Origin of the sequence: Mesorhizobium humile (assembly GCF_033977215.1) — a bacterium.
Lineage (GTDB): Bacteria > Pseudomonadota > Alphaproteobacteria > Rhizobiales > Rhizobiaceae > Mesorhizobium > Mesorhizobium humile.
The window spans coordinates 112,992-130,639 of sequence record NZ_JAVIIV010000001.1 but is presented as its reverse complement, the minus strand read 5'-3'; the positions used below and the strand labels follow the sequence as shown (position 1 = coordinate 130,639).

16 protein-coding genes and 1 tRNA gene are annotated in these 17,648 nt (G+C 64.1%); 9 read left to right on the top strand and 8 right to left on the bottom strand.

What is annotated here, in order from left to right:
- Nucleotides 1–67: 67 nt before the first annotated feature.
- Together RFM52_RS00665 and RFM52_RS00660 are read right to left on the bottom strand one after the other, a co-directional pair.
- Nucleotides 68–598, bottom strand: a complete 531-nt coding sequence (locus tag RFM52_RS00665; RefSeq protein ID WP_320293941.1) for a dihydrofolate reductase family protein — start codon at nt 596–598, stop codon at nt 68–70.
- A 138-nt stretch (nt 599–736) separates the two neighbouring features.
- A complete protein-coding gene (locus RFM52_RS00660) occupies nt 737–1,627 on the bottom strand; it encodes a LysR family transcriptional regulator (protein WP_320293940.1) in 891 nt (296 codons plus the stop codon).
- Nucleotides 1,628–1,731: 104 nt separating this feature from the next.
- Here RFM52_RS00660 and RFM52_RS00655 point away from each other — a divergent pair, with 104 nt between their 5' ends.
- Nucleotides 1,732–2,601 carry an SDR family oxidoreductase gene (locus RFM52_RS00655; RefSeq protein ID WP_320293939.1) on the top strand — a complete coding sequence of 290 codons (870 nt, stop codon included), beginning with the start codon at nt 1,732–1,734 and terminating at the stop codon, nt 2,599–2,601.
- A gap of 356 nt (nt 2,602–2,957) precedes the next feature.
- Nucleotides 2,958–3,719 carry an alpha/beta fold hydrolase gene (locus RFM52_RS00650; RefSeq protein ID WP_320293938.1) on the top strand — a complete coding sequence of 254 codons (762 nt, stop codon included), beginning with the start codon at nt 2,958–2,960 and terminating at the stop codon, nt 3,717–3,719.
- Nucleotides 3,720–4,151: 432 nt separating this feature from the next.
- Here RFM52_RS00650 and RFM52_RS00645 read toward each other — a convergent pair.
- Nucleotides 4,152–4,228: transfer RNA gene (locus RFM52_RS00645), tRNA-Arg, on the bottom strand.
- A gap of 189 nt (nt 4,229–4,417) precedes the next feature.
- On the bottom strand, nt 4,418–5,908 hold the full coding sequence (locus RFM52_RS00640; RefSeq protein WP_320293937.1) for a HAMP domain-containing sensor histidine kinase: 1,491 nt from the start codon (nt 5,906–5,908) through the stop codon (nt 4,418–4,420).
- A 255-nt stretch (nt 5,909–6,163) separates the two neighbouring features.
- Between RFM52_RS00640 and rpmH the strand changes: the two genes are divergently transcribed.
- The 4 genes from rpmH to RFM52_RS00620 all read left to right on the top strand — a co-directional run bounded on the left by rpmH (nt 6,164) and on the right by RFM52_RS00620 (nt 10,064).
- A complete protein-coding gene (gene rpmH, locus RFM52_RS00635) occupies nt 6,164–6,298 on the top strand; it encodes a 50S ribosomal protein L34 (RefSeq protein ID WP_008833937.1) in 135 nt (44 codons plus the stop codon).
- A 16-nt stretch (nt 6,299–6,314) separates the two neighbouring features.
- Entirely contained in the window at nt 6,315–6,668 is a 354-nt protein-coding gene (gene rnpA / locus RFM52_RS00630) for a ribonuclease P protein component (RefSeq protein ID WP_140708569.1), read from the top strand.
- A gap of 14 nt (nt 6,669–6,682) precedes the next feature.
- Nucleotides 6,683–8,515, top strand: coding sequence for a membrane protein insertase YidC (yidC, locus tag RFM52_RS00625; RefSeq protein WP_320293936.1), 1,833 nt, complete (start codon nt 6,683–6,685; stop codon nt 8,513–8,515).
- Between the two features lie 829 nt (nt 8,516–9,344).
- Entirely contained in the window at nt 9,345–10,064 is a 720-nt protein-coding gene (locus RFM52_RS00620) for a hypothetical protein (protein ID WP_320293935.1), read from the top strand.
- Between the two features lie 64 nt (nt 10,065–10,128).
- Here the strand turns inward: RFM52_RS00620 and RFM52_RS00615 are convergent, their stop codons facing one another.
- The 3 genes from RFM52_RS00615 to RFM52_RS00605 are packed head-to-tail and all read right to left on the bottom strand — an operon-like array spanning nt 10,129 to nt 13,083.
- Nucleotides 10,129–11,673 carry a DHA2 family efflux MFS transporter permease subunit gene (locus tag RFM52_RS00615; RefSeq protein WP_320293934.1) on the bottom strand — a complete coding sequence of 515 codons (1,545 nt, stop codon included), beginning with the start codon at nt 11,671–11,673 and terminating at the stop codon, nt 10,129–10,131.
- Entirely contained in the window at nt 11,670–12,959 is a 1,290-nt protein-coding gene (locus tag RFM52_RS00610) for an efflux RND transporter periplasmic adaptor subunit (RefSeq protein WP_320293933.1), read from the bottom strand. Before RFM52_RS00610 ends, RFM52_RS00615 begins: the two co-directional genes overlap by 4 nt.
- Nucleotides 12,952–13,083: a hypothetical protein gene (locus tag RFM52_RS00605; RefSeq protein WP_320327827.1), complete on the bottom strand. Its 132-nt coding sequence runs from the start codon at nt 13,081–13,083 to the stop codon at nt 12,952–12,954. The genes RFM52_RS00610 and RFM52_RS00605 overlap by 8 nt, the downstream gene beginning before the upstream one ends.
- Nucleotides 13,084–13,250: 167 nt before the next feature.
- On the opposite strand from RFM52_RS00605, the gene RFM52_RS00600 reads away from it, so the two are divergent.
- The 3 genes from RFM52_RS00600 to yihA all read left to right on the top strand — a co-directional run bounded on the left by RFM52_RS00600 (nt 13,251) and on the right by yihA (nt 14,967).
- Nucleotides 13,251–13,565 (top strand): hypothetical protein, encoded by a 315-nt coding sequence (locus RFM52_RS00600; RefSeq protein WP_320293931.1) that lies wholly within the window; start codon nt 13,251–13,253, stop codon nt 13,563–13,565.
- 95 nt (nt 13,566–13,660) lie between these two features.
- Nucleotides 13,661–14,299: a CatB-related O-acetyltransferase gene (locus tag RFM52_RS00595; RefSeq protein ID WP_320293930.1), complete on the top strand. Its 639-nt coding sequence runs from the start codon at nt 13,661–13,663 to the stop codon at nt 14,297–14,299.
- Entirely contained in the window at nt 14,296–14,967 is a 672-nt protein-coding gene (gene yihA, locus RFM52_RS00590; protein WP_430699223.1) for a ribosome biogenesis GTP-binding protein YihA/YsxC, read from the top strand. The genes RFM52_RS00595 and yihA overlap by 4 nt, the downstream gene beginning before the upstream one ends.
- A 181-nt stretch (nt 14,968–15,148) precedes the next feature.
- Here the strand turns inward: yihA and RFM52_RS00585 are convergent, their stop codons facing one another.
- A complete protein-coding gene (locus RFM52_RS00585) occupies nt 15,149–17,608 on the bottom strand; it encodes a DNA translocase FtsK (RefSeq protein WP_320293929.1) in 2,460 nt (819 codons plus the stop codon).
- Nucleotides 17,609–17,648 lie beyond the last annotated feature (40 nt).

The following is a 17,648-nucleotide window of genomic DNA, read 5'->3' as shown; positions in this document are numbered from 1 at the left end:
GGCCCTTCCCGCCGCTTGGGGTCCAAGCCCCCTGTTCCTCTGCGATTTCGACCCAAGGGCCGCAAGATCAGGCGGGGACGTAAGTCAACCTGATCACATCCTCGTCGATCCGATCATGCGCCACGAGGCGGAGCGGCGGCCGGGGTCCTGCGAAATATGGCTTGCCGTGACCTAGCACCACGGGATGCAGGTAGATCCGATATTCATCGATCAAGCCCAGTTCGGTGAGGCTTTGCGCCAGATCCGGGCCGGCGACTGCGATCTCGCCGTCGCGCTCGGCCTTCAGCTTGCGCACCGCGCCCTCGATATCGTCTTCGACGAGAGTGGCGTTGGGACCTACAGACGGCAATGAGCGCGAGACGACCCATTTCGGCTGGTTTCGCCATGCCGCCGCGAAGGCCTGCCGGTCGGCATCCCATTCAGGATGCTCGTCGTCCCAGTAGCGCATGATCTCATACATGCGCCGACCGTAGATGCTGCCGGCCTGCCCCCGCGCCTCCTCGATGAAGTGGCGGAAGAGCGTGGGGCTTGGCCCAAACTTCGTATGGTCGACATAGCCGTCCAGCGACTGGTTCATTCCGAAGACGAGCCTGGCCATCGCCTGTTCCTCAAATGGCATGTGCGCCATCTGATTGCGTTATGCAATCGGTTCAGGTTAGGTCGACCGATTTTGTTTTGCAATTGGTTTTTGGAATCATGAACGCCGTCGGCGGTGCTTCGATCGCGGTTTTCCTATTCATGCGCCGATATAGGCCGCCAGCTCATCCGGCGTCCCCTTGGGAAAGGCCTGTTTTAGATAATCGAGGAATGCCGATACGCGAGCGCTCAGCAGGCGCCTGGAGGGGTAAAGCGTCCACAGGGCAATGTCGGGTCCGTCGATATCTCCCCAGTGGACCAGAGCGCCATTGGCCAGATCGTGGCTCACCAGCGATATGGGGAGACGGCCGGCGCCAACGCCCGCCCGGACCGCATCGCGGACCATGAGGAGCGATGACAGGGCAAGAACCGGCTTGATCGCAATTGTCGACAGGCCAGTAGGCGTCTTCACGTCCCAGGCCAGCCGATCGCCTTCCGAGCGCACAATAGCGGGCACAGCGAGGTCCGCGGCCGGCCGGACAAGGTCAGGACTTGCCACGGCCACCAGCCGGTCACGGAGAAAGATTCGTCCGACCAGGCCGTCATCCGGATCCGGATTGACCCGGATCACCAGATCAAATCCCTCCTCGATCATATCGACGGCCCGGTCTTCCGTCGTGACCTCGAGCCTTACCTCCGGATACTTCAAGGCGAACCCGGCGGCCAGCTTACCCATCGCGGTCTGAGAGAAAAGCAGGGGCGCGCTGATCCGCAACCTGCCTCGCGGCTTTTCTCCGCCCGAGGCGATTGCCGCCGCCGTCTCTTCGAGCTCGGTAAGCAATGCCCCCGTTCGTTCATGGAGCGCACGCCCCTCCTCGGTGAGTCTGAGCGCACGCGCGCCGCGCTCCAGCAGACGCAGGTTGAGCGAGGCTTCAAGTTCCGTGACCCGGCGGGACAGGGTCGCCTTTGGGCGCCCAGTTGCGCGAGCGGCCCGTCCGAACCCCCCGTGTCGGGCGACGAGATTGAAATCGGCGAGAGCAAGCAGGTCCATATGTTCCACCAGTGAGACGGCCTGTCCAAATATACCGCCTATCGGGATGAATGTGGATCACTAACTTACAGGGTGTCTTTTGACCCCAACCAGGAGTGACTCTTATGACTATCCTTGTTACCGGCGCTACCGGCCGTGTCGGCCGCCATGTCGTCGATCAACTCGTCAAGCGCGGCGCCAATGTGCGCGTGCTCACCCGCGATGCCTCGAAGGCCGATTTTCCGGCCGGTGTGGAGGTCGCGCAAGGCGACCTGCTCGACATCGACTCGCTGCGCAGCGCATTCACCGGCGTCAGCACGCTGTTCCTGCTCAATGCGGTCGCGGGCGACGAATTCACGCAAGCGATCATCACCCTGAACGTCGCGCGTGAAACCGGCGTCGAACGGGTCGTCTATCTGTCGGTGATCCATGCCGATCGCTTCGTCAACGTGCCGCACTTCGCGGTGAAGTCAGGGGCCGAGCGAATGATCCAGCAGATGGGCTTCAGCGCCACGATCCTGCGTCCGTCCTACTTCATCGACAATGAGCACATGATCAAGGACGTCATCTTCAACTATGGCGTCTATCCGATGCCGATCGGCAGCAAGGGTGTCGCCATGGTCGACGCCCGCGACATCGCCGAGGTCGCGGCGATCGAGCTGATCCGTCGCGAGCAGGCGCCGGGCAAGCTGCCGCTGGAAACCATCAACCTGGTCGGTCCCGACACGCTCACGGGTCCGGACGTGGCCGCGATCTGGTCGGATGTGCTGGGCCGCCCGGTCAACTACGGCGGCGATGACCCCACCGGGTTCGAGCAGAATCTGGCGACCTTCATGCCGAAGTGGATGGCCTACGAGATGCGCCTGATGGCCGAACGCTATGTCAGCGACGGCATGATCCCGGAGGTCGGCGACGTCGAGCGTCTGACCAAGGTCCTGGGCCGCCCGCTGCACTCATATCGCAACTTCGCGACCGAGATCGCGACCGCGGCCTAACGGCCTGGGCTGTCCCGTTGAACCGGAAGGCGAAACCTGGCTGGCCCGCGCGAAGCTTGGACCAGCCGGCAACTCGAGGCCCGCGTCGCCCGTCAACTTCCCGGCCTCTGCCCCCTGCGGCTTCCGGTTGCCGCGAAGGCTTGGCATGCCCGTAACGTAGGAATGACACCTCACGGGACGAAAGCGACAATTATGTCCACTCCACAACCCTATGAAATGACGGCCCTAAGGGGGCGTGATGGCTGGCCTTGTCGGCGAGCCGCAAGGCGCGCAAAATGAGAGAGCCAGAAGTCAGATCCCTGCGCCCAGGCAAACCCAGGCAATGACTTCGGCGCGGGCGCGGTGCGAGAAGAACGATGTCTCACAAGGCGATCCTCCTTCCTGGCGGAGTCTTGCCGGCCCAGCCGGCCTATGCGGCACTCCTTTCGGCGCTCGGCAATGACGTCGACGCCCATGCCAAGGACTTGGAGGTCTATGCTGAAGCGGCACCGCCGAGCGACTATTCGCTTGACGTCGAGGTCGACGGAATAGCGCGCTATGCCGACCGGCTCGGCTTCGAAAAATTCCATCTCGTGGGCTATTCGGGCGGCGGCGCCGCGAGCCTGGCATTCGTGTGCGCCCATCCCGAGCGCGTATCGAGCCTCACTCTCATGGAGCCCGCTTGGGCTGGCAACGAAGGCCTGAGCGCCGAGGAGCTTGCGGTACGGCAGATCTTTCGCCGACTCGAAGGGCTACCGCCGCCCGAGTTCATGGCTGGATTTGTGCGGGCCCACTTGAGGGAAGGCGTCTCGCCGCCTCCATCCCCCGAGGGACCGACGCCACCCTGGATGGCGAAGCGACCAGGCGGGCTGAACGCTTTGGCGAAAGCGTTCAGCCGCGCGAAACTCGATCTTCGCCGCCTCAGGACTTTCCAGCGTCCGGTACTGTATTTGCTGGGCGGACTGAGCAACCCTGACTACTTCGCCCGGATGGCCGACCGGCTTGCGACGGTCTTTCCCGACTTTTCGATCGAAACCTATGCCGACCGGCATCATTTCGATCCCCCGCACCGGGTTGAGCCGGAGCGGGTGGCCACCATGCTGCGCGAATTCTGGAAGCGCGCCGAGGCCGCACCCTAAAGCGCGTCGCGCTGAAACGGATTCAGGCGACATGCTTTAAGTCTTTGTTTTGATGCATGTCGTTGTCCCAGAACCGCTGCGCACTTCTGGGCGACATGCATTAAAAGCGCGTCGCGTCGAAACGAATTGCCAGCCGCCATGGTTTCGGAGCGACGCCGCCTAAAGCGCGTCGCGTCGAAACGGATTCACGCGACGCGCTTTAGCGCTTTGCTTGATGCATGTCGTTGCCGCAAACCGAGGTCACTTTTGCGCGACATGCATTAGCGCGATGCGCGCCCGGCGTATCGACCGCCTGTCAGAGCTTCTGGAATGGGGCGTTGCCGCCGATCGGCTATCGTATCGTCGAATGCCCGAGCAACGCGGATATTGGACCAAGAAGACGCTTGAAGGCGCAAAACGACAGGTTTTGGTGTGCCCAGTTCTGTAGCGAAATGGCGCGCCCGAAGAGATTCGAACTCCTGACCCCCAGATTCGTAGTCTGGTGCTCTATCCAGCTGAGCTACGGGCGCGCAACAGGCCGTGTGTGACACAAGCCCCGCGATCCGGTCGAGACGGCCGGCCGCGATGTGGAGTGTTCCCTAACGACTGAATTTGCGAAAAGCAAGTCGATCCGGCAAAAGTTTTGTCGCAGGTGGTTTTGGCGGTGCTGATCGAGGCGCGCCGCTACCGACAGGCGGCTCAGCCGAAGGGTGGTGGCCTCAAGCCGGGCGGCGCAGGCCGTTGCGGGCCTGATCGAGCCGCACCGGCTGGTCGGGGATGGTGACGGCGAAGACGGTGCGGCCGCCGATCGATTCGACGAGCTCGACCGTGCCGCCATGGGCGCGGATCAGCTCGTGCGCGATCGCCAGGCCAAGTCCGGTGCCGCCGCTGCGCGCCGAGCCGCGGAAAGCGGCGAAGAGATTCTCTCGCGCCTTGGGCGGCAGGCCGGGGCCGGTGTCGGTGACGATGATGCGGCTGACGCTGCCGTGGCGCTCGGCCGCGACCGCCAGCCGGCGCACCACCGCGCTTTCGGTATCGGCGGCCATCGCCTGCACGGAGTTGCGGCACAGATTGGTGAGCACCCGGAACAGCTGGTCGGAATCGGCGTCGACCTCGAAGGCGGTCTCGACGCCGTTTATGAACTCGATGCCGTCCTCGATGTCGAGCAGGCCGTGCACGTCGTCGACCAGCTGGCGCAGCCGCACACGGCGGCGCGACGGCGCCGGCTCCTGCGTGCGGCCATAGTGAAGCACGCCTTCGGAATAGGCGACGGCGCGGTCGAGGGCGCGCAAGAGCTTCGGCGCGAAGGTCTGGACGGTCGGGTCCTTCACCTGGCGCAGGCGATCCGACATCAGCTGCGCGGACGCCAGGATGTTGCGCATGTCGTGGTTGATCTTCGAGACGGCCAGGCCGAGGTCAGCGAGATGCTTCTGTTCCGACAGCATCTTCTGCAGCCGGTCCTGCATCTGCGACAGCTCGCGCTCAGCCACCCCGATCTCGTCGGCGCGGTCGGCGGGCCGGATGACGCGGCCGGGATCGTCGGGCGCCTCGGAGAAGGCCAGGATCGAGCGCGTCATGGTGCGGATCGGCCCGATCATGATCAGGTCGATCGCCGCGTAAACCAGCATGGCGGTGAACAGCGAAATCAGCAGCGAGACGACGGCGACGTTGCGCGAATATCGAAGCATGGCGTCGCGCAGCCGGTAGTCCGGCATGATCAGCTCGAATTCCTTGTCGCTGTCGCCGACCGGGCCGAAGACGCGCAGCATGTGCTTGCCGCCGAAGAACAGCGTGTCGAGCGCGCCGGTCATGCCGTTGACCAGGCCGACATCGGCGATGTCGATATGCTCGTCGACCTGGGGCGGCATGTCGGAAACGACAAGCAGCCGCGACACCCCGCCGTCGCGCACGGCGATCGCCTTGGCGCCGATCGCCATCAGCACGTCGTTCTGGGCATTGTGCGACAGCGAGTTGGGCTCGCCCTGCAAGAGCACGATCGACACGGCGGCGGCGGTGCTCAGCCGCTCCTTCAGCCAGTTGACCCGGTAGCTGGCGATCCAGGGCAGGAAGATCAGGATTTCAGCCAGAAGCACGAAGGCGATGGTGAGGAAGAGAAGCTTGGTGGACAGGCCGCGCGACAGCGGCACCCGGCGCGTCGAATTCGCCGCCGGCCTTGCCTTCTCGTTCGTGGGCAGAGTTTCACTCGTCATTGACGCGCATTCACAAAGGCTTGATCGGCCAAGATTATGCGATTTGCGGCTTTTTTGCCAATTTCAACCTTGGACCAGCAAAAAAAGCCCTCGCGAGCACCCCGGATTGACTTCCAAAAACCTTCTTTCTATAAGCCGCTCACGCTCGGGCCATTCGTCCCGGCGCGGTTTCGATCGCGCCTAAGCCGGCCCGGCAAAGCTCCTGTTACAGAGTGACAGAATCAAGAAGGGCCGCACCCCGCGGTATTAAAACAAATGAAGCGTACCTACCAACCGTCCAAGCTCGTCCGTAAGCGCCGGCATGGTTTCCGTGCCCGCATGGCCACCAAGGGTGGCCGTGGCGTCGTTGCCGCCCGCCGCAATCGCGGCCGCAAGCGGCTCAGCGCCTGAACGAAAGACGAGATCGTTGCCCGCAACCGGCAAGCCAAAGGGGAAAACTCCCGGGCGGCTTCTGAAACGCGCGGAATTCCTGGCTGTGCGCGGCGGCGAGAAACGCCGCGGACGGCTTTTTCTCGTTGAAGTTCTCGACCGCGGCGATGACCTCGCGCCGCGCGTCGGCTACACCGTCACCAAGAAGGTTGGCAACGCCGTGGTGCGCAACCGCGTCCGGCGGCGGCTGAGGGAAGCCGTGCGCGTTCATGCCGCCGATGACATGGCGCCCGGCAACGACTATGTCATCGTCGGGCGTGAAGACGTGCTTGCCATTCCGTTCGGCCAGTTGAAGGCCGAGCTTTCCCGCCGGCTGCGCGGAACACGATAGGCCAAGGGCTTTCGATGGAAAACAACCGCAATTTCTTCATCACCATCGCTTTGTCGGTGCTGATCCTGACGCTCTGGCAGGTGTTCTACATGAACCCGCGGATGGAGCAGCAACGCGAGCAGGCCCGTATCGAGCAGCAGCGCGTCGAAGCGCAGAAGAAGGAAGCGGGCGGCGGCGCCAATTCCGGCGCGGCCGGAACGCCGGCGCCGACCGCCGGCAGCGTTCCCGGCGCGCCCGGTGGCGATACCGTGACGGCGGCCAGCCGCGACCAGGCGATCGCCGCGACCAAGCGCGTCAAGATCGACACGCCGAGCCTCGAAGGCTCGATCAACCTGACCGGCGCCCGCCTCGACGACCTGAAGCTCAAGCACTACACCGAGACGGTCGACAAGAACTCGCCCGAGATCGAGCTGCTCAACCCCTCGTCGCTGCCCAATGGCTATTTCGCCGAGATCGGCTTCGTCGGCAACGACGCCACCGGCACTGTTCCCGGCGCGGACACGGTGTGGAGCGTCGACGGCAATTCGACGCTGACGCCGTCGAGCCCGGTGACGCTGACCTTCACCAACGACAAGGGCCTGACGTTCAAGCGCACCATCTCGATCGACAACGAATACATGTTCACCGTTTCCGACACGGTGCAGAATTCGGGAACGGCCGCCGTCTCGCTTTACAATTATGGGCGCGTCACGCGTTTCGACAAGCCGGCCGTCGCCAGCACCTATGTGCTGCATGAGGGCCTGATCGGCGTGACCGGCAGCGAAGGGCTGCAGGAATACAAATACGCCAAGATCGAGAAGGACAAGGAATACACGCCCAGCAAGTCGACCAATGGCTGGCTCGGCATCACCGACAAATACTGGGCCGTGACGCTCATCCCGTCGGAAAAGCAGCCTTTCCAGCCGAAATTCTCCTATTTCGAGTTCAAGGACGGACCGCACAGCCACAGCTACCAGTCCGACTACCTGTCCGACGCGATCAGCGTCGCGCCCGGCCAGTCGACGACGGTCGAGTCCGAAATCTTCGCCGGAGCGAAGGAAGTCTCGACCATCAACGCCTATGAAAAGGACCGGCAAATCCGCCAGTTCAGCCTGATGATCGACTGGGGCTGGTTCTATTTCATCACCAAGCCGATGTTCTGGCTCATCGACACGCTCTACAAATTCTTCGGCAATTTCGGCCTGGCGATCCTCGCCACCACCGTCATCGTCAAGGCGATCTTCTTCCCGTTGGCCAACAAATCCTACGCTTCGATGGCGAACATGAAGAAGGTGCAGCCGAAGATGGTCGAGATCCGCGAGAAATACGCGGACGACAAGATGAAGCAGCAGCAGGCGATGATGGAGCTCTACAAGACCGAGAAGATCAATCCGCTCGCCGGCTGCTGGCCGGTGGCGCTGCAGATCCCGGTCTTCTTCTCGCTCTACAAGGTGCTCTACATCACCATCGAGATGCGGCATGCGCCGTTCTTCGGCTGGATCCACGACCTTGCGGCGCCCGATCCGACGTCGATTTTCAACCTGTTCGGCCTGCTGCCGTTCGCGGCGCCCGCCTTCCTGCCGCATATGGGCGCCTGGGCGGTGGTGATGGGCATCACCATGTTCCTGCAGATGCGCATGAACCCGGCGCCGCCGGACCCGACGCAGGCGGCGATCTTCACCTGGATGCCGGTGATCTTCACCTTCATGATGGGTTCTTTCCCGGCCGGCCTCGTCATCTACTGGGCCTGGAACAACACGCTGTCGATCCTGCAGCAGGGCGTGATCATGAAGCGCCAGGGCGCCAAGATCGAATTGTGGGACAATCTGGCGGCGCTATTCCGCAAGAAACCATCGCCGGCGGAATAGAAGGCTCCGCGAGCTCCAAACCAAAAACCCGGCCTCGGCCGGGTTTTTTGTTGGAGATGCCAACGAGACAGCGCCAACATTCGCGATTGGCCGTGGCCTACACCCCGGTCGTCATGCCAGGGCGGAGCAAGGAGCGGAGCGACGCGCGCAGACCCTGGAATCCATGCCGTTACGCTAAGGCATTGCGACGGTTACAGAATTCTGCGCCGTCACACTCTGCGGCAGAGGTCACGGAATGGATCCTCGGGTCAAGCCCGAGGATGACGACGTCCCGGGGGATTTCGGCCAATCTCCAACGTCGGCGCCATTCGGGCAAGGTGATCGCGTACGGCTTTCCGCGTTCAGATAGCCGGCATGCCTTGATCGGCGTTGGGCCGCCGATAAACCCATACGTTATTGCCTTCGATGCACTGGGGCGAGAATGCTTTTCGGGAAATTATTCGGAATTCCTGAAACTCCGCGCCAGCTAGCCTCGTATCATTCTGGTCCTCCCCAAAAAGGCCGGATGGCTTCCGGCGCAATGACGCCGGTGTTTGGGAGGCTGTCCGGCAGGCCGGGGTCCCGCGGCGGGACCCCGGTCCTCTCCGCGGATCGATGTCTGATATCTGTGAATGATGCATTGCCAAACAAGTCGGCGGCTGCGTCGCAGGTCCGGCAAGCCACAGGCGAGGGAACAGAAATCCGAAATCGCAACAGCCATCGAAGCTGCAATGAAAAATGGCACGCGGCGGTCGAATATAACAGCAGACCTCGCACGTCAGGAGCGATACTCTAAATCGCAACAGCCGGTGCTTCAGCCGGCATAGAGCGGCTCAACAGGGAGATGAACATGTCTTCGATGCCGCGCGCCGCCGGATTGCCCCGATCCGCGTGGCGCTTCGCTGCTGTCGGTGCGGTTATCGTGGGTGCGCTTTTGTCCCCGGCTGCTCAAGCCTCCGACATATGTCAGGCCGGGGACCCTGCCAATGCCGGCTTGGGGTTGGCGGAGGTCAAACCTTCGAAGGGCATCGATCTGCGCAAGACAGAAGCGCCCTGCCCCGATGACAGCGGCCTGTGCAAGTCGTCGTTACATCTCAAGAAAAACGAACTGGTGCTCACGACGAGCCGTATCAGCGGCCCCTATGTCTGCGTTTATGTTGCCGGCTCGAGCATGGATGTCGGCGGCTATGTCAAACAGACCGACATCGCGCCGCGCCCGCCGCTGCCGCTTAAGGCGTGGAAAGGCAAATGGCGCGAAGCATTCGGCAACTGGATCAAGCTGCGCGTCGAAGGCGATGCCCTTGGAGCCGAGGGCGAAGCATTTTATCCCTCGGCGCACCCGTCCAAAGAAGAAGCTCCCGGCGGTCCCAATACCGGCGACATGCCGCCCGGGCCGGCGGCGCCGCACAACAACGTCGCCGTGTTTGCGTATCCTGATGATCATGGTCCTGACAGTTGCCGCGTCATCGTGGCGTTGGACAATGCGGCCGTCGTCGTGAGCGACAACGTCGCGGACGGCGGCATTTGCGGCGGCGCGAATGTCAGATTCTCCGGTGATTATTACAAATGAAGCGGCCCATGCCGCAGGCATCCGCGCCGCCGCGCGCAGGCGGCGGCTGATACGGTTCCGAGCCTTATTCCATGACGGCGCTGTGATCGACCTTGGCCGGCGTGCCCGGCTTGCGCAGCAAAAGCACCAGCGGGATGGCGGCCAAGGACAGGATCATCATCAGCTTGAAGTCGTCGACATAGGAGATAATCGTCGCCTGCAGCGTGACCAGGCCGTCGAGCGCGGCGCGGCCGGCGGCGGTGTAGGGGCTCAGCGCCTGCGAGACCGCCGGATCGCTGAAGGCCGGGTTGTACGGCGTCACATAGGTGGCGATGTTGGCGTGGTTGATCTGCTGGTTCTGCGTCAGAAGCGCGGAGACCACCGAGATGCCGACGCTGGAGCCGATGTTGCGCGACAGATTGTAGAGACCAGTGCCTTCCGAGCGCCGCTCCGGCGCCAGCGTGGCGAAGGTGATGGTGGTGAGCGGCACGAACAGGAAGCCCAAGCCGGCGCCCTGGATGAAGCCGGTGCTGATGATCGTCCATTGCGAGACGTCCGGCGTCCAGCCGGTCATGTCGTACATCGCCCAGGCGGTGATCGCCAAGCCGATGAACAGCAGCCAGCGCGTGTCGATCTTGCCGACCAGCCGGCCGACGACGAACATGCAGGCCATGGTGCCGAGGCCGCGCGGGCCCATGACGATGCCGGCCGTCACCACGGGATAGCCCATCAGCGTCTGCAGATAGGGCGTCATCAGCGCCAGCGAGGCGAGATAGGTGATGCCGATGATGAAGATGAACACCATGCCGACGGCGAAGTTGCGGTCGAGGAACAGCCGTGGATTCACGAAAGTATCGCGCGCGGTGAAGGTGTGGACGATGAAGATGTAGAAGGCCGACGCGCAGACCAGGGCCTCGACGATGATCTCGGCCGATGAGAACCAGTTGAGCTGCTCGCCGCGGTCGAGGAACATCTGCAGCGAGGCGATGGCGATCGAGAGCATGCCGAAGCCCAGCCAGTCCAGCCTGGCCTTCAAGTCGAGCTTGGTTTCCTGGACGAACATCGAGACGCCGATGAAAGCCAGCGCGCCGATCGGCACGTTGATGTAGAAGACCCAGCGCCAGGAGACGTTCTCGGTCAGCCAGCCGCCGATGACCGGGCCAAGCACCGGACCGACCATGACCGAAACACCGAACAGCGCCATGGCCGAGCCGCGCTCCTCGACGCTGTAGATATCGAGCAGGATCGACTGCGACAGCGGCACGAGTGCCGCGCCGAACAGCCCCTGCAGCAGGCGGAAGCCGACGATCTGCGGCAGCGACTGGGCGAAGCCGCACAGCACCGAGGCGACCACGAAGCCGGTGATCGCCACCAAAAGGATGCGCTTGCGGCCGAAGCGGTTGGCGAGATAGCCGGATGGCGGCGTCATCACCGCGGCGGCGACGATATAGGAGGTGAGCACCCAGTTGATCTGGTCGGCGCTCGCCGAGACGCTGCCCTGGATATAGGGCAGCGCCACATTGGCGATGGTGGTGTCCAGCGCCTGCATGATGACCGCCAGGATCACGCAAGCGGTGATGGCGCCGCGATTGGCGACCGCGGGCGCGCCTGTCGCGGAAGCCGTTGTCATGACTTTGGTCCGGATTGCTTGAAGAGGTCGGCGATGAAGTCCGGCAGGCCGCGGGCGTGGCCTGTGTCGATGCTGACGACGGCGCTCATGCCCCCGCGCAGCGGCGGCTTGCCTTGGGGATCGTCGATCGTCACCCGCATCGGGATGCGCTGCACGACCTTGACCCAGTTGCCGCTGGTGTTCTGTGCCGGCAGCAGCGAGAAGCTGGACGAGGAAGCCGGGCTGATCGAGCCGACGGTGCCGTGCCAGACCTCGCCCGGATAGCCGTCGATGCTGATCGTCGCGGTCTGGCCGGGCCGCACATAGGTGAGCTCGGTTTCCTTGGGCTCGGCCGCGATCCAGATGTCGCTCGACGACACCAGGCTGAAGGCTGGCTGCGAGGCCGGCAGGTACTTGCCGACCTGCAGCGCGTCGACATTGGTGGCGATGCCGTCGAACGGCGCCTTGACTACGGAGTCGGTGAGGTTGCGCTGTGCGTCGTCAACCGCCGACTGGGCCTGCAGGTAGAACGGGTTCCGCTCGACCGGCTGGCTGGCGTCGCCGCCAAGCTGGGCAAGCATCGCCTGCGCCTGCGCCTTGGCGACGGTGACCTTCTGGCGGGCCGCGACGAGGTCGTGCTGGGCGCTGTCGAAGGTCGCCTTGGAGGCGGTCGAGGTCTTGAGCAGGTCCTGCTGACGCTGGAAGGCCGACTCGTAATAGGGGATGTCCGCTTGCGCCTGGTCGATCGATGCCAGCGACTGCTGGTAGCTCGCCTGCAGCGTCAGCACCTGGTTGCGCACCGTGCCGAGCTGCGCCTTGGCGCCCGCCAGCGCGGTTTCGAAGGAGGCAGGCCGCAGCCGGAAGAGCACATCGCCCCTCTTCACCGCCTGGTTGTCCTGCACGTCGATCTCCTGCACGGTGCCGGAGACATCGGTCGAAACGCCGAGCGACTGCGCCTGGATATAGGCGTTGTCGGTGGTCATGATCTGGCCGCCGACGACGTAGTAGTAGCCGCCGGCCACCAGCGCGACCGGCAGCAGCGCAAACAGGACCGGCCGTGTCAGGCTGCGGCGCGGCCTGGCGGGAGCGGGCGAAGCCACCGTGACGGCGGCCGGCTTCGGCTGGGCCGAGGGAGCCTCGGCTACCGGCTCCGGCGCTACGGGCGCTTCCAGCTCATCGTCTTCGACGACAGGCGGATTGGCGCGCCTCTGCTCGCGCTGGCTGTCCAGGCGGATGACCTGGTCGCTTGCTCTTTCGCCGGCATTTTCTCCGTCGGCGGACTTTCTGGGTGAGGTTCCTTCAGACATGGACTTTCTCCCGGTCGACGGCCGGCTGGGTGCAGGCCTCGAGCAGATTGGATTTGATCAAGCGTGTCCTGAAAAGGCGCGCGACGTCGTGCAGCACGAAGCTGATATTGGGCGAACTGGACATAGGGAGGGCTTCGGAGTCGGCGGACAAACTTTCATGAGCATGCTTATTATCATCATGCACATAATCCGGCTGGACGCCGAGCGCAAGACCGACTAAGGCGCTTGGTAAAAATATCGCATAGGCCACAACCCGGCCGGACCGGCCTGGTTTGCGGCAAGGACAAGACGATGAACCGGCTCAAGATCATCATGCTGGCGCTGCTCATGGGATACGCTTTTCCGGCCGCCGCGAAGGACGCGGTGAGTTGCGGCGGGGCGGCGATGCTGGGCGGCGCGCAGCTCAACTGCAGCCACGTGCAACCCAAGGCGCCGCCGCAGTTCTGCACCTTCAGCTGGGCGCTGCACACGACGGCCGGCGACCAGAAAATCGTCGAGGGCAGCTTCTCGCTGCCGCCCGGGGCATCGAACGTCCAGGTCTATCAGGGCAGCGGCTTCGACAGCGCCCTTTCCAATCCGATCGTGATCTGCCGCGGCGGCCATTGAACGGTTGGTGCTATAGAAGGATCACGTTAGTTTGATCGGGCGCGGGCGTGCCGGCCGCGCCCAGAACATGCCTATAGAACCATGGAGGGACGGCGATGACCGGGCCCAATCCCAACATCAAGCATCCTGTCGCGATGCATCCGCGTGTCGGCTTCCTGAAGGGGCTGGTGACGTCGCCCAACATCGAGATCGGCGACTTCACCTATTACGACGACCCCGACGGCCCCGACAAATTCGCCGAGAAATGCGTGCTGCATCACTATGACTTCATCGGCGACCGGCTGGTGATCGGCAAGTTCTGCGCCATCGCCGAAGGCGCGCGCTTTATCATGAACGGCGCCAACCACGCCATGTCCGGCTTCTCGACCTATCCGTTCAATATCTTCGGCCATGGCTGGGAGGAAGGCTTCGACCCGCAGACGTGGTCGAAGGAGATCCGCGGCGATACCATCATCGGAAATGACGTGTGGATCGGCATGGATGCGGTGATCATGCCGGGCGTGACGGTGGGCGACGGCGCCATCGTGGCGGCGAAATCGGTTGTCACGCACGACGTGCCGCCTTATGCGATCGTCGCCGGCAATGCGGCCAAGGTGGTGAAGATGCGCTTCGACGAATTCACGGTGCGGCGGCTGCTCAAGGCGGCCTGGTGGGACTGGCCGGTCGATAAGATCAGCCGCAACCTCAATGCCATTCGCGGCGCCGATATTTCCAGGCTGGAGGCAGCGGTTTGAACGCGTCGGACAAGACCCCGAACGAAACTGCGGTAAGCCCGGAGCTGTTCACCCGTGGCTGGATCTTCATCCGCGGCGTGCCGTCGATGAAGTTCCTGCCGCCGGAAGGACCGCCGGAGATCGCTTTTGCCGGCCGCTCCAATGTCGGCAAGTCGTCGCTGATCAATGCGCTGGTCGGGCACAAGGGCCTGGCGCGCACGTCGAACACGCCGGGCCGCACGCAGGAGCTCAACTATTTCGTGCCCGACGGCTTTTCCGGCGAGGGCGCCGACCTGCCGCCGATGGCGCTGGTCGACATGCCGGGCTACGGCTACGCCAGCGCGCCGAAGGACAAGGTCGATGAGTGGACGAAACTCATCTACGAGTATCTGCAGGGTCGCGTGACGCTGAAGCGCGTCTATGTGCTGATCGATGCGCGCCACGGCATCAAGGCCAAGGACGAGGAAGTGCTGACCCTGCTCGACAAGGCAGCGGTGTCCTACCAGGTGGTGCTGACCAAGACAGACAAGATCAAGGCCGCCGGCGTGCCGAGGCTGATCGAGGAAACGCTGGCCAAGATCAAGAAGCGGCCAGCGGCGTTTCCGGTCGTGCTGGCCACCTCATCGGAGAAAGCCGCAGGGCTGGACGAGTTGCGCGCGGCCATCGCCCTGGTGGCGAACGGCGGCTGAAGCAGTTGTCGCCTTGGAGCGGAGGCAGCCGCGTATGGCGCTCCCCTCACCCAGCCTCCGCTTCGCTCGGCTGACCTCTCCCCGAGGGGAGAGGAGGCGGTCGGCGCCGGCGCCAATCTCTTCTCCCCTCGGGGAGAAGGTGGCCGCGAAGCGGCCGGATGAGGGGGCTGGCGCGGCCCGCTCAATCCGTCTCCTCGCGTTCGGGCTCACGATCGCGCCGGCCGGTGAGGATTTCGCGCTTGCCGACATGGTTGGGGGCGCCGACCAGCCCTTCCTTTTCCATGCGCTCGACCAACGAGGCGGCGCGGTTGTAGCCGACGCCGAGGCGCCGCTGGATGTAGGAGGTCGAGCATTTCTTGTCGCGCTTGACCACCTTGACGGCTTCCTCGTAGAGCGCGTCGCCATCCTCCTCGGCGATCGAACTCTTGTCGAAGACGGGGCCGGCTTCAGCCGTTTCCTCAACCTCTTCCTCGTCGGCGGTGACGGTGTCGAGATATTCGGGACGCCCCTGCGCCTTCAGGTGCGCCACGACCTGCTCGACCTCCAGGTCGGACACGAAGGGACCATGCACGCGCGAAATGCGCCCGCCGCCGGCCATGTGCAGCATGTCGCCCTGGCCGAGCAGCTGCTCGGCGCCCTGCTCGCCAAGGATGGTGCGGCTGTCGATCTTGGACGTCACCTGGAAGGAGATGCGGGTCGGGAAATTGGCCTTGATGGTGCCGGTGATGACGTCGACCGACGGGCGCTGTGTGGCCATGATCAGATGGATGCCGGCGGCGCGGGCCATCTGCGCCAGGCGCTGGATGGCGCCCTCGATCTCCTTGCCGGCCACCATCATCAGGTCGGCCATCTCGTCGACGATGATGACGATATAGGGCATGGACGCGAGGTCGATCACGCGCTCCTCGAACAGCGGCTCGCCGGTGCTCCTCTCGAAGCCTGCCTGCACCTGCATGGTCACGACCTCGCCCTTGTCGCGGGCGCTTGCCGCGCGCTGGTTGTAGCCGTCGATGTTGCGCACGCCGAGGCGCGCCATCTTGCGGTAGCGGTCCTCCATCTCGCGCACCGCCCATTTGAGCGCCGTGACGGCCTTCTTGGGATCGGTGACGACCGGCGTCAGGAGATGCGGGATGCCGTCGTAGACGGAGAGCTCCAGCATCTTGGGGTCGACCATGATGAGGCGGCATTCCTCCGGCTTCATCCTATAAAGCAGCGACAGGATCATGGTGTTGATGGCGACCGACTTGCCGGAGCCGGTGGTGCCGGCCACCAGCAGATGCGGCATCTTGGCAAGCTCGGCGATGACCGGCTCGCCGCCGATCGTCTTGCCGAGGCCGAGCGCCAGCTTGCAGGAGGTGTTGCGGAAGCCGGCCGATCCGATCAGCTCGCGGAAATAGACGGTCTCGCGTGTCTCGTTGGGCAATTCGATGCCGATGACATTGCGGCCCGGGACCACGGCGACACGCGCCGAGATGGCCGACATCGAGCGGGCGATGTCGTCGGCGAGGCCAATGACGCGGCTGGATTTCACGCCCGGCGCCGGCTCGAACTCGTAGAGCGTGACGACCGGACCGGGGCGGACATGGATGATCTCGCCCTTGACGCCGAAATCCTCGAGCACGCTTTCGAGCAGGTCGGCGTTCTGCTCCATCCGCTCCTGCGACATGTAGAAGCCCTGGCCTTCCGGCGGCATCTGCAAAAGGTCCTCGGAGGGCAGCTCGTAGCCGACCATCGCCGATAGCGGCATGACCTCGCCGGCCATCGGCAGCGAAGGCGCCTGCCTGGCCGTCCTTACGCTCGGCGGGGCGGAAACCGGTGGCTCGACCGGCGTCGGCTGGACGGCTGCCGGGGCCGGCGTCGAAGCAGGGCCGGTGTTCGCCACGTTGGAGCGCCATTCGATGACCCGGTAAAACGAGGTCGCCTCGCTCATGAAGGGGGCTTGGCTTGACTGGGCCGCCGGACGATGCGCCGGCATCGGCTTGACCTGCGGTTGCGCCGGAACGGCGGGCGCCTGACCGGCTTCGTTCAAACGCGCCCGCGCCAGGCGCTCGGCGAGGAAGGGCATGCCGAATTCGAAAAAGGCGTGGTCGGAAAGATAGGACCAGCGCAATCCGCTTGGTCGCGGCCTGGGCGCCGCAGCGGCGGCAACCTGGGAGGGCGCGGCTGGAGAGGCCGAGAGCGCAGCTGGAGCGACCATGGAAGGTGCGCGGACCGGTCTGGCCTGCGCCGGCGCAGCGGCGCGAGCCGCGGACGCTGCGGGAATCGCACGGACTGGATTGGCAACCGCGGGGGCCGGCGGCGCGGGCCGGACGGGTTCGGATGCGGATGCATTGCCCTGCGTGACATCTTCCGCATGAGAGGCAGTGCGCTTGAGGTCGGTGTCCGGCGTGCGCGTGAAACGCACATTGGGCGCAAGGAAGAAATAGTTCTGCCAGGCGGGACGGTTGAATTCGCCGCTATCGGCCGATTCGGACGACCCAGCGCGAGCCGCGTCCGATCCGCCTGCCGGGACAGCGCGCAAGGCGACCACCTGCCCCGGTTGCGCCTGCGGCTGCGAGACCCCGCCACGGCGCCCGACATCCTCCGCGCGGTGATCGTCTTCGGCGGAAGCGCCGGAAAGATTGGCACGGGGAAAACGCATGGATCTCATTCTCGAGACTCGCCGATTGAACGTCTCCCGA

Bases quoted from the DNA above. Each gene is read 5' to 3' on its own strand.
- RFM52_RS00665 (WP_320293941.1), bottom strand. From the start codon at position 598: ATGGCCAGGCTCGTCTTCGGAATGAACCAGTCGCTGGACGGCTATGTC.
- RFM52_RS00660 (WP_320293940.1), bottom strand. From the start codon at position 1,627: ATGGACCTGCTTGCTCTCGCCGATTTCAATCTCGTCGCCCGACACGGG.
- RFM52_RS00655 (WP_320293939.1), top strand. From the start codon at position 1,732: ATGACTATCCTTGTTACCGGCGCTACCGGCCGTGTCGGCCGCCATGTC.
- RFM52_RS00650 (WP_320293938.1), top strand. From the start codon at position 2,958: ATGTCTCACAAGGCGATCCTCCTTCCTGGCGGAGTCTTGCCGGCCCAG.
- RFM52_RS00640 (WP_320293937.1), bottom strand. From the start codon at position 5,908: ATGACGAGTGAAACTCTGCCCACGAACGAGAAGGCAAGGCCGGCGGCG.
- rpmH (WP_008833937.1), top strand. From the start codon at position 6,164: ATGAAGCGTACCTACCAACCGTCCAAGCTCGTCCGTAAGCGCCGGCAT.
- yidC (WP_320293936.1), top strand. From the start codon at position 6,683: ATGGAAAACAACCGCAATTTCTTCATCACCATCGCTTTGTCGGTGCTG.
- RFM52_RS00620 (WP_320293935.1), top strand. From the start codon at position 9,345: ATGTCTTCGATGCCGCGCGCCGCCGGATTGCCCCGATCCGCGTGGCGC.
- RFM52_RS00615 (WP_320293934.1), bottom strand. From the start codon at position 11,673: ATGACAACGGCTTCCGCGACAGGCGCGCCCGCGGTCGCCAATCGCGGC.
- RFM52_RS00610 (WP_320293933.1), bottom strand. From the start codon at position 12,959: ATGTCTGAAGGAACCTCACCCAGAAAGTCCGCCGACGGAGAAAATGCC.
- RFM52_RS00605 (WP_320327827.1), bottom strand. From the start codon at position 13,083: ATGTCCAGTTCGCCCAATATCAGCTTCGTGCTGCACGACGTCGCGCGC.
- RFM52_RS00600 (WP_320293931.1), top strand. From the start codon at position 13,251: ATGAACCGGCTCAAGATCATCATGCTGGCGCTGCTCATGGGATACGCT.
- RFM52_RS00595 (WP_320293930.1), top strand. From the start codon at position 13,661: ATGACCGGGCCCAATCCCAACATCAAGCATCCTGTCGCGATGCATCCG.
- RFM52_RS00585 (WP_320293929.1), bottom strand. From the start codon at position 17,608: ATGCGTTTTCCCCGTGCCAATCTTTCCGGCGCTTCCGCCGAAGACGAT.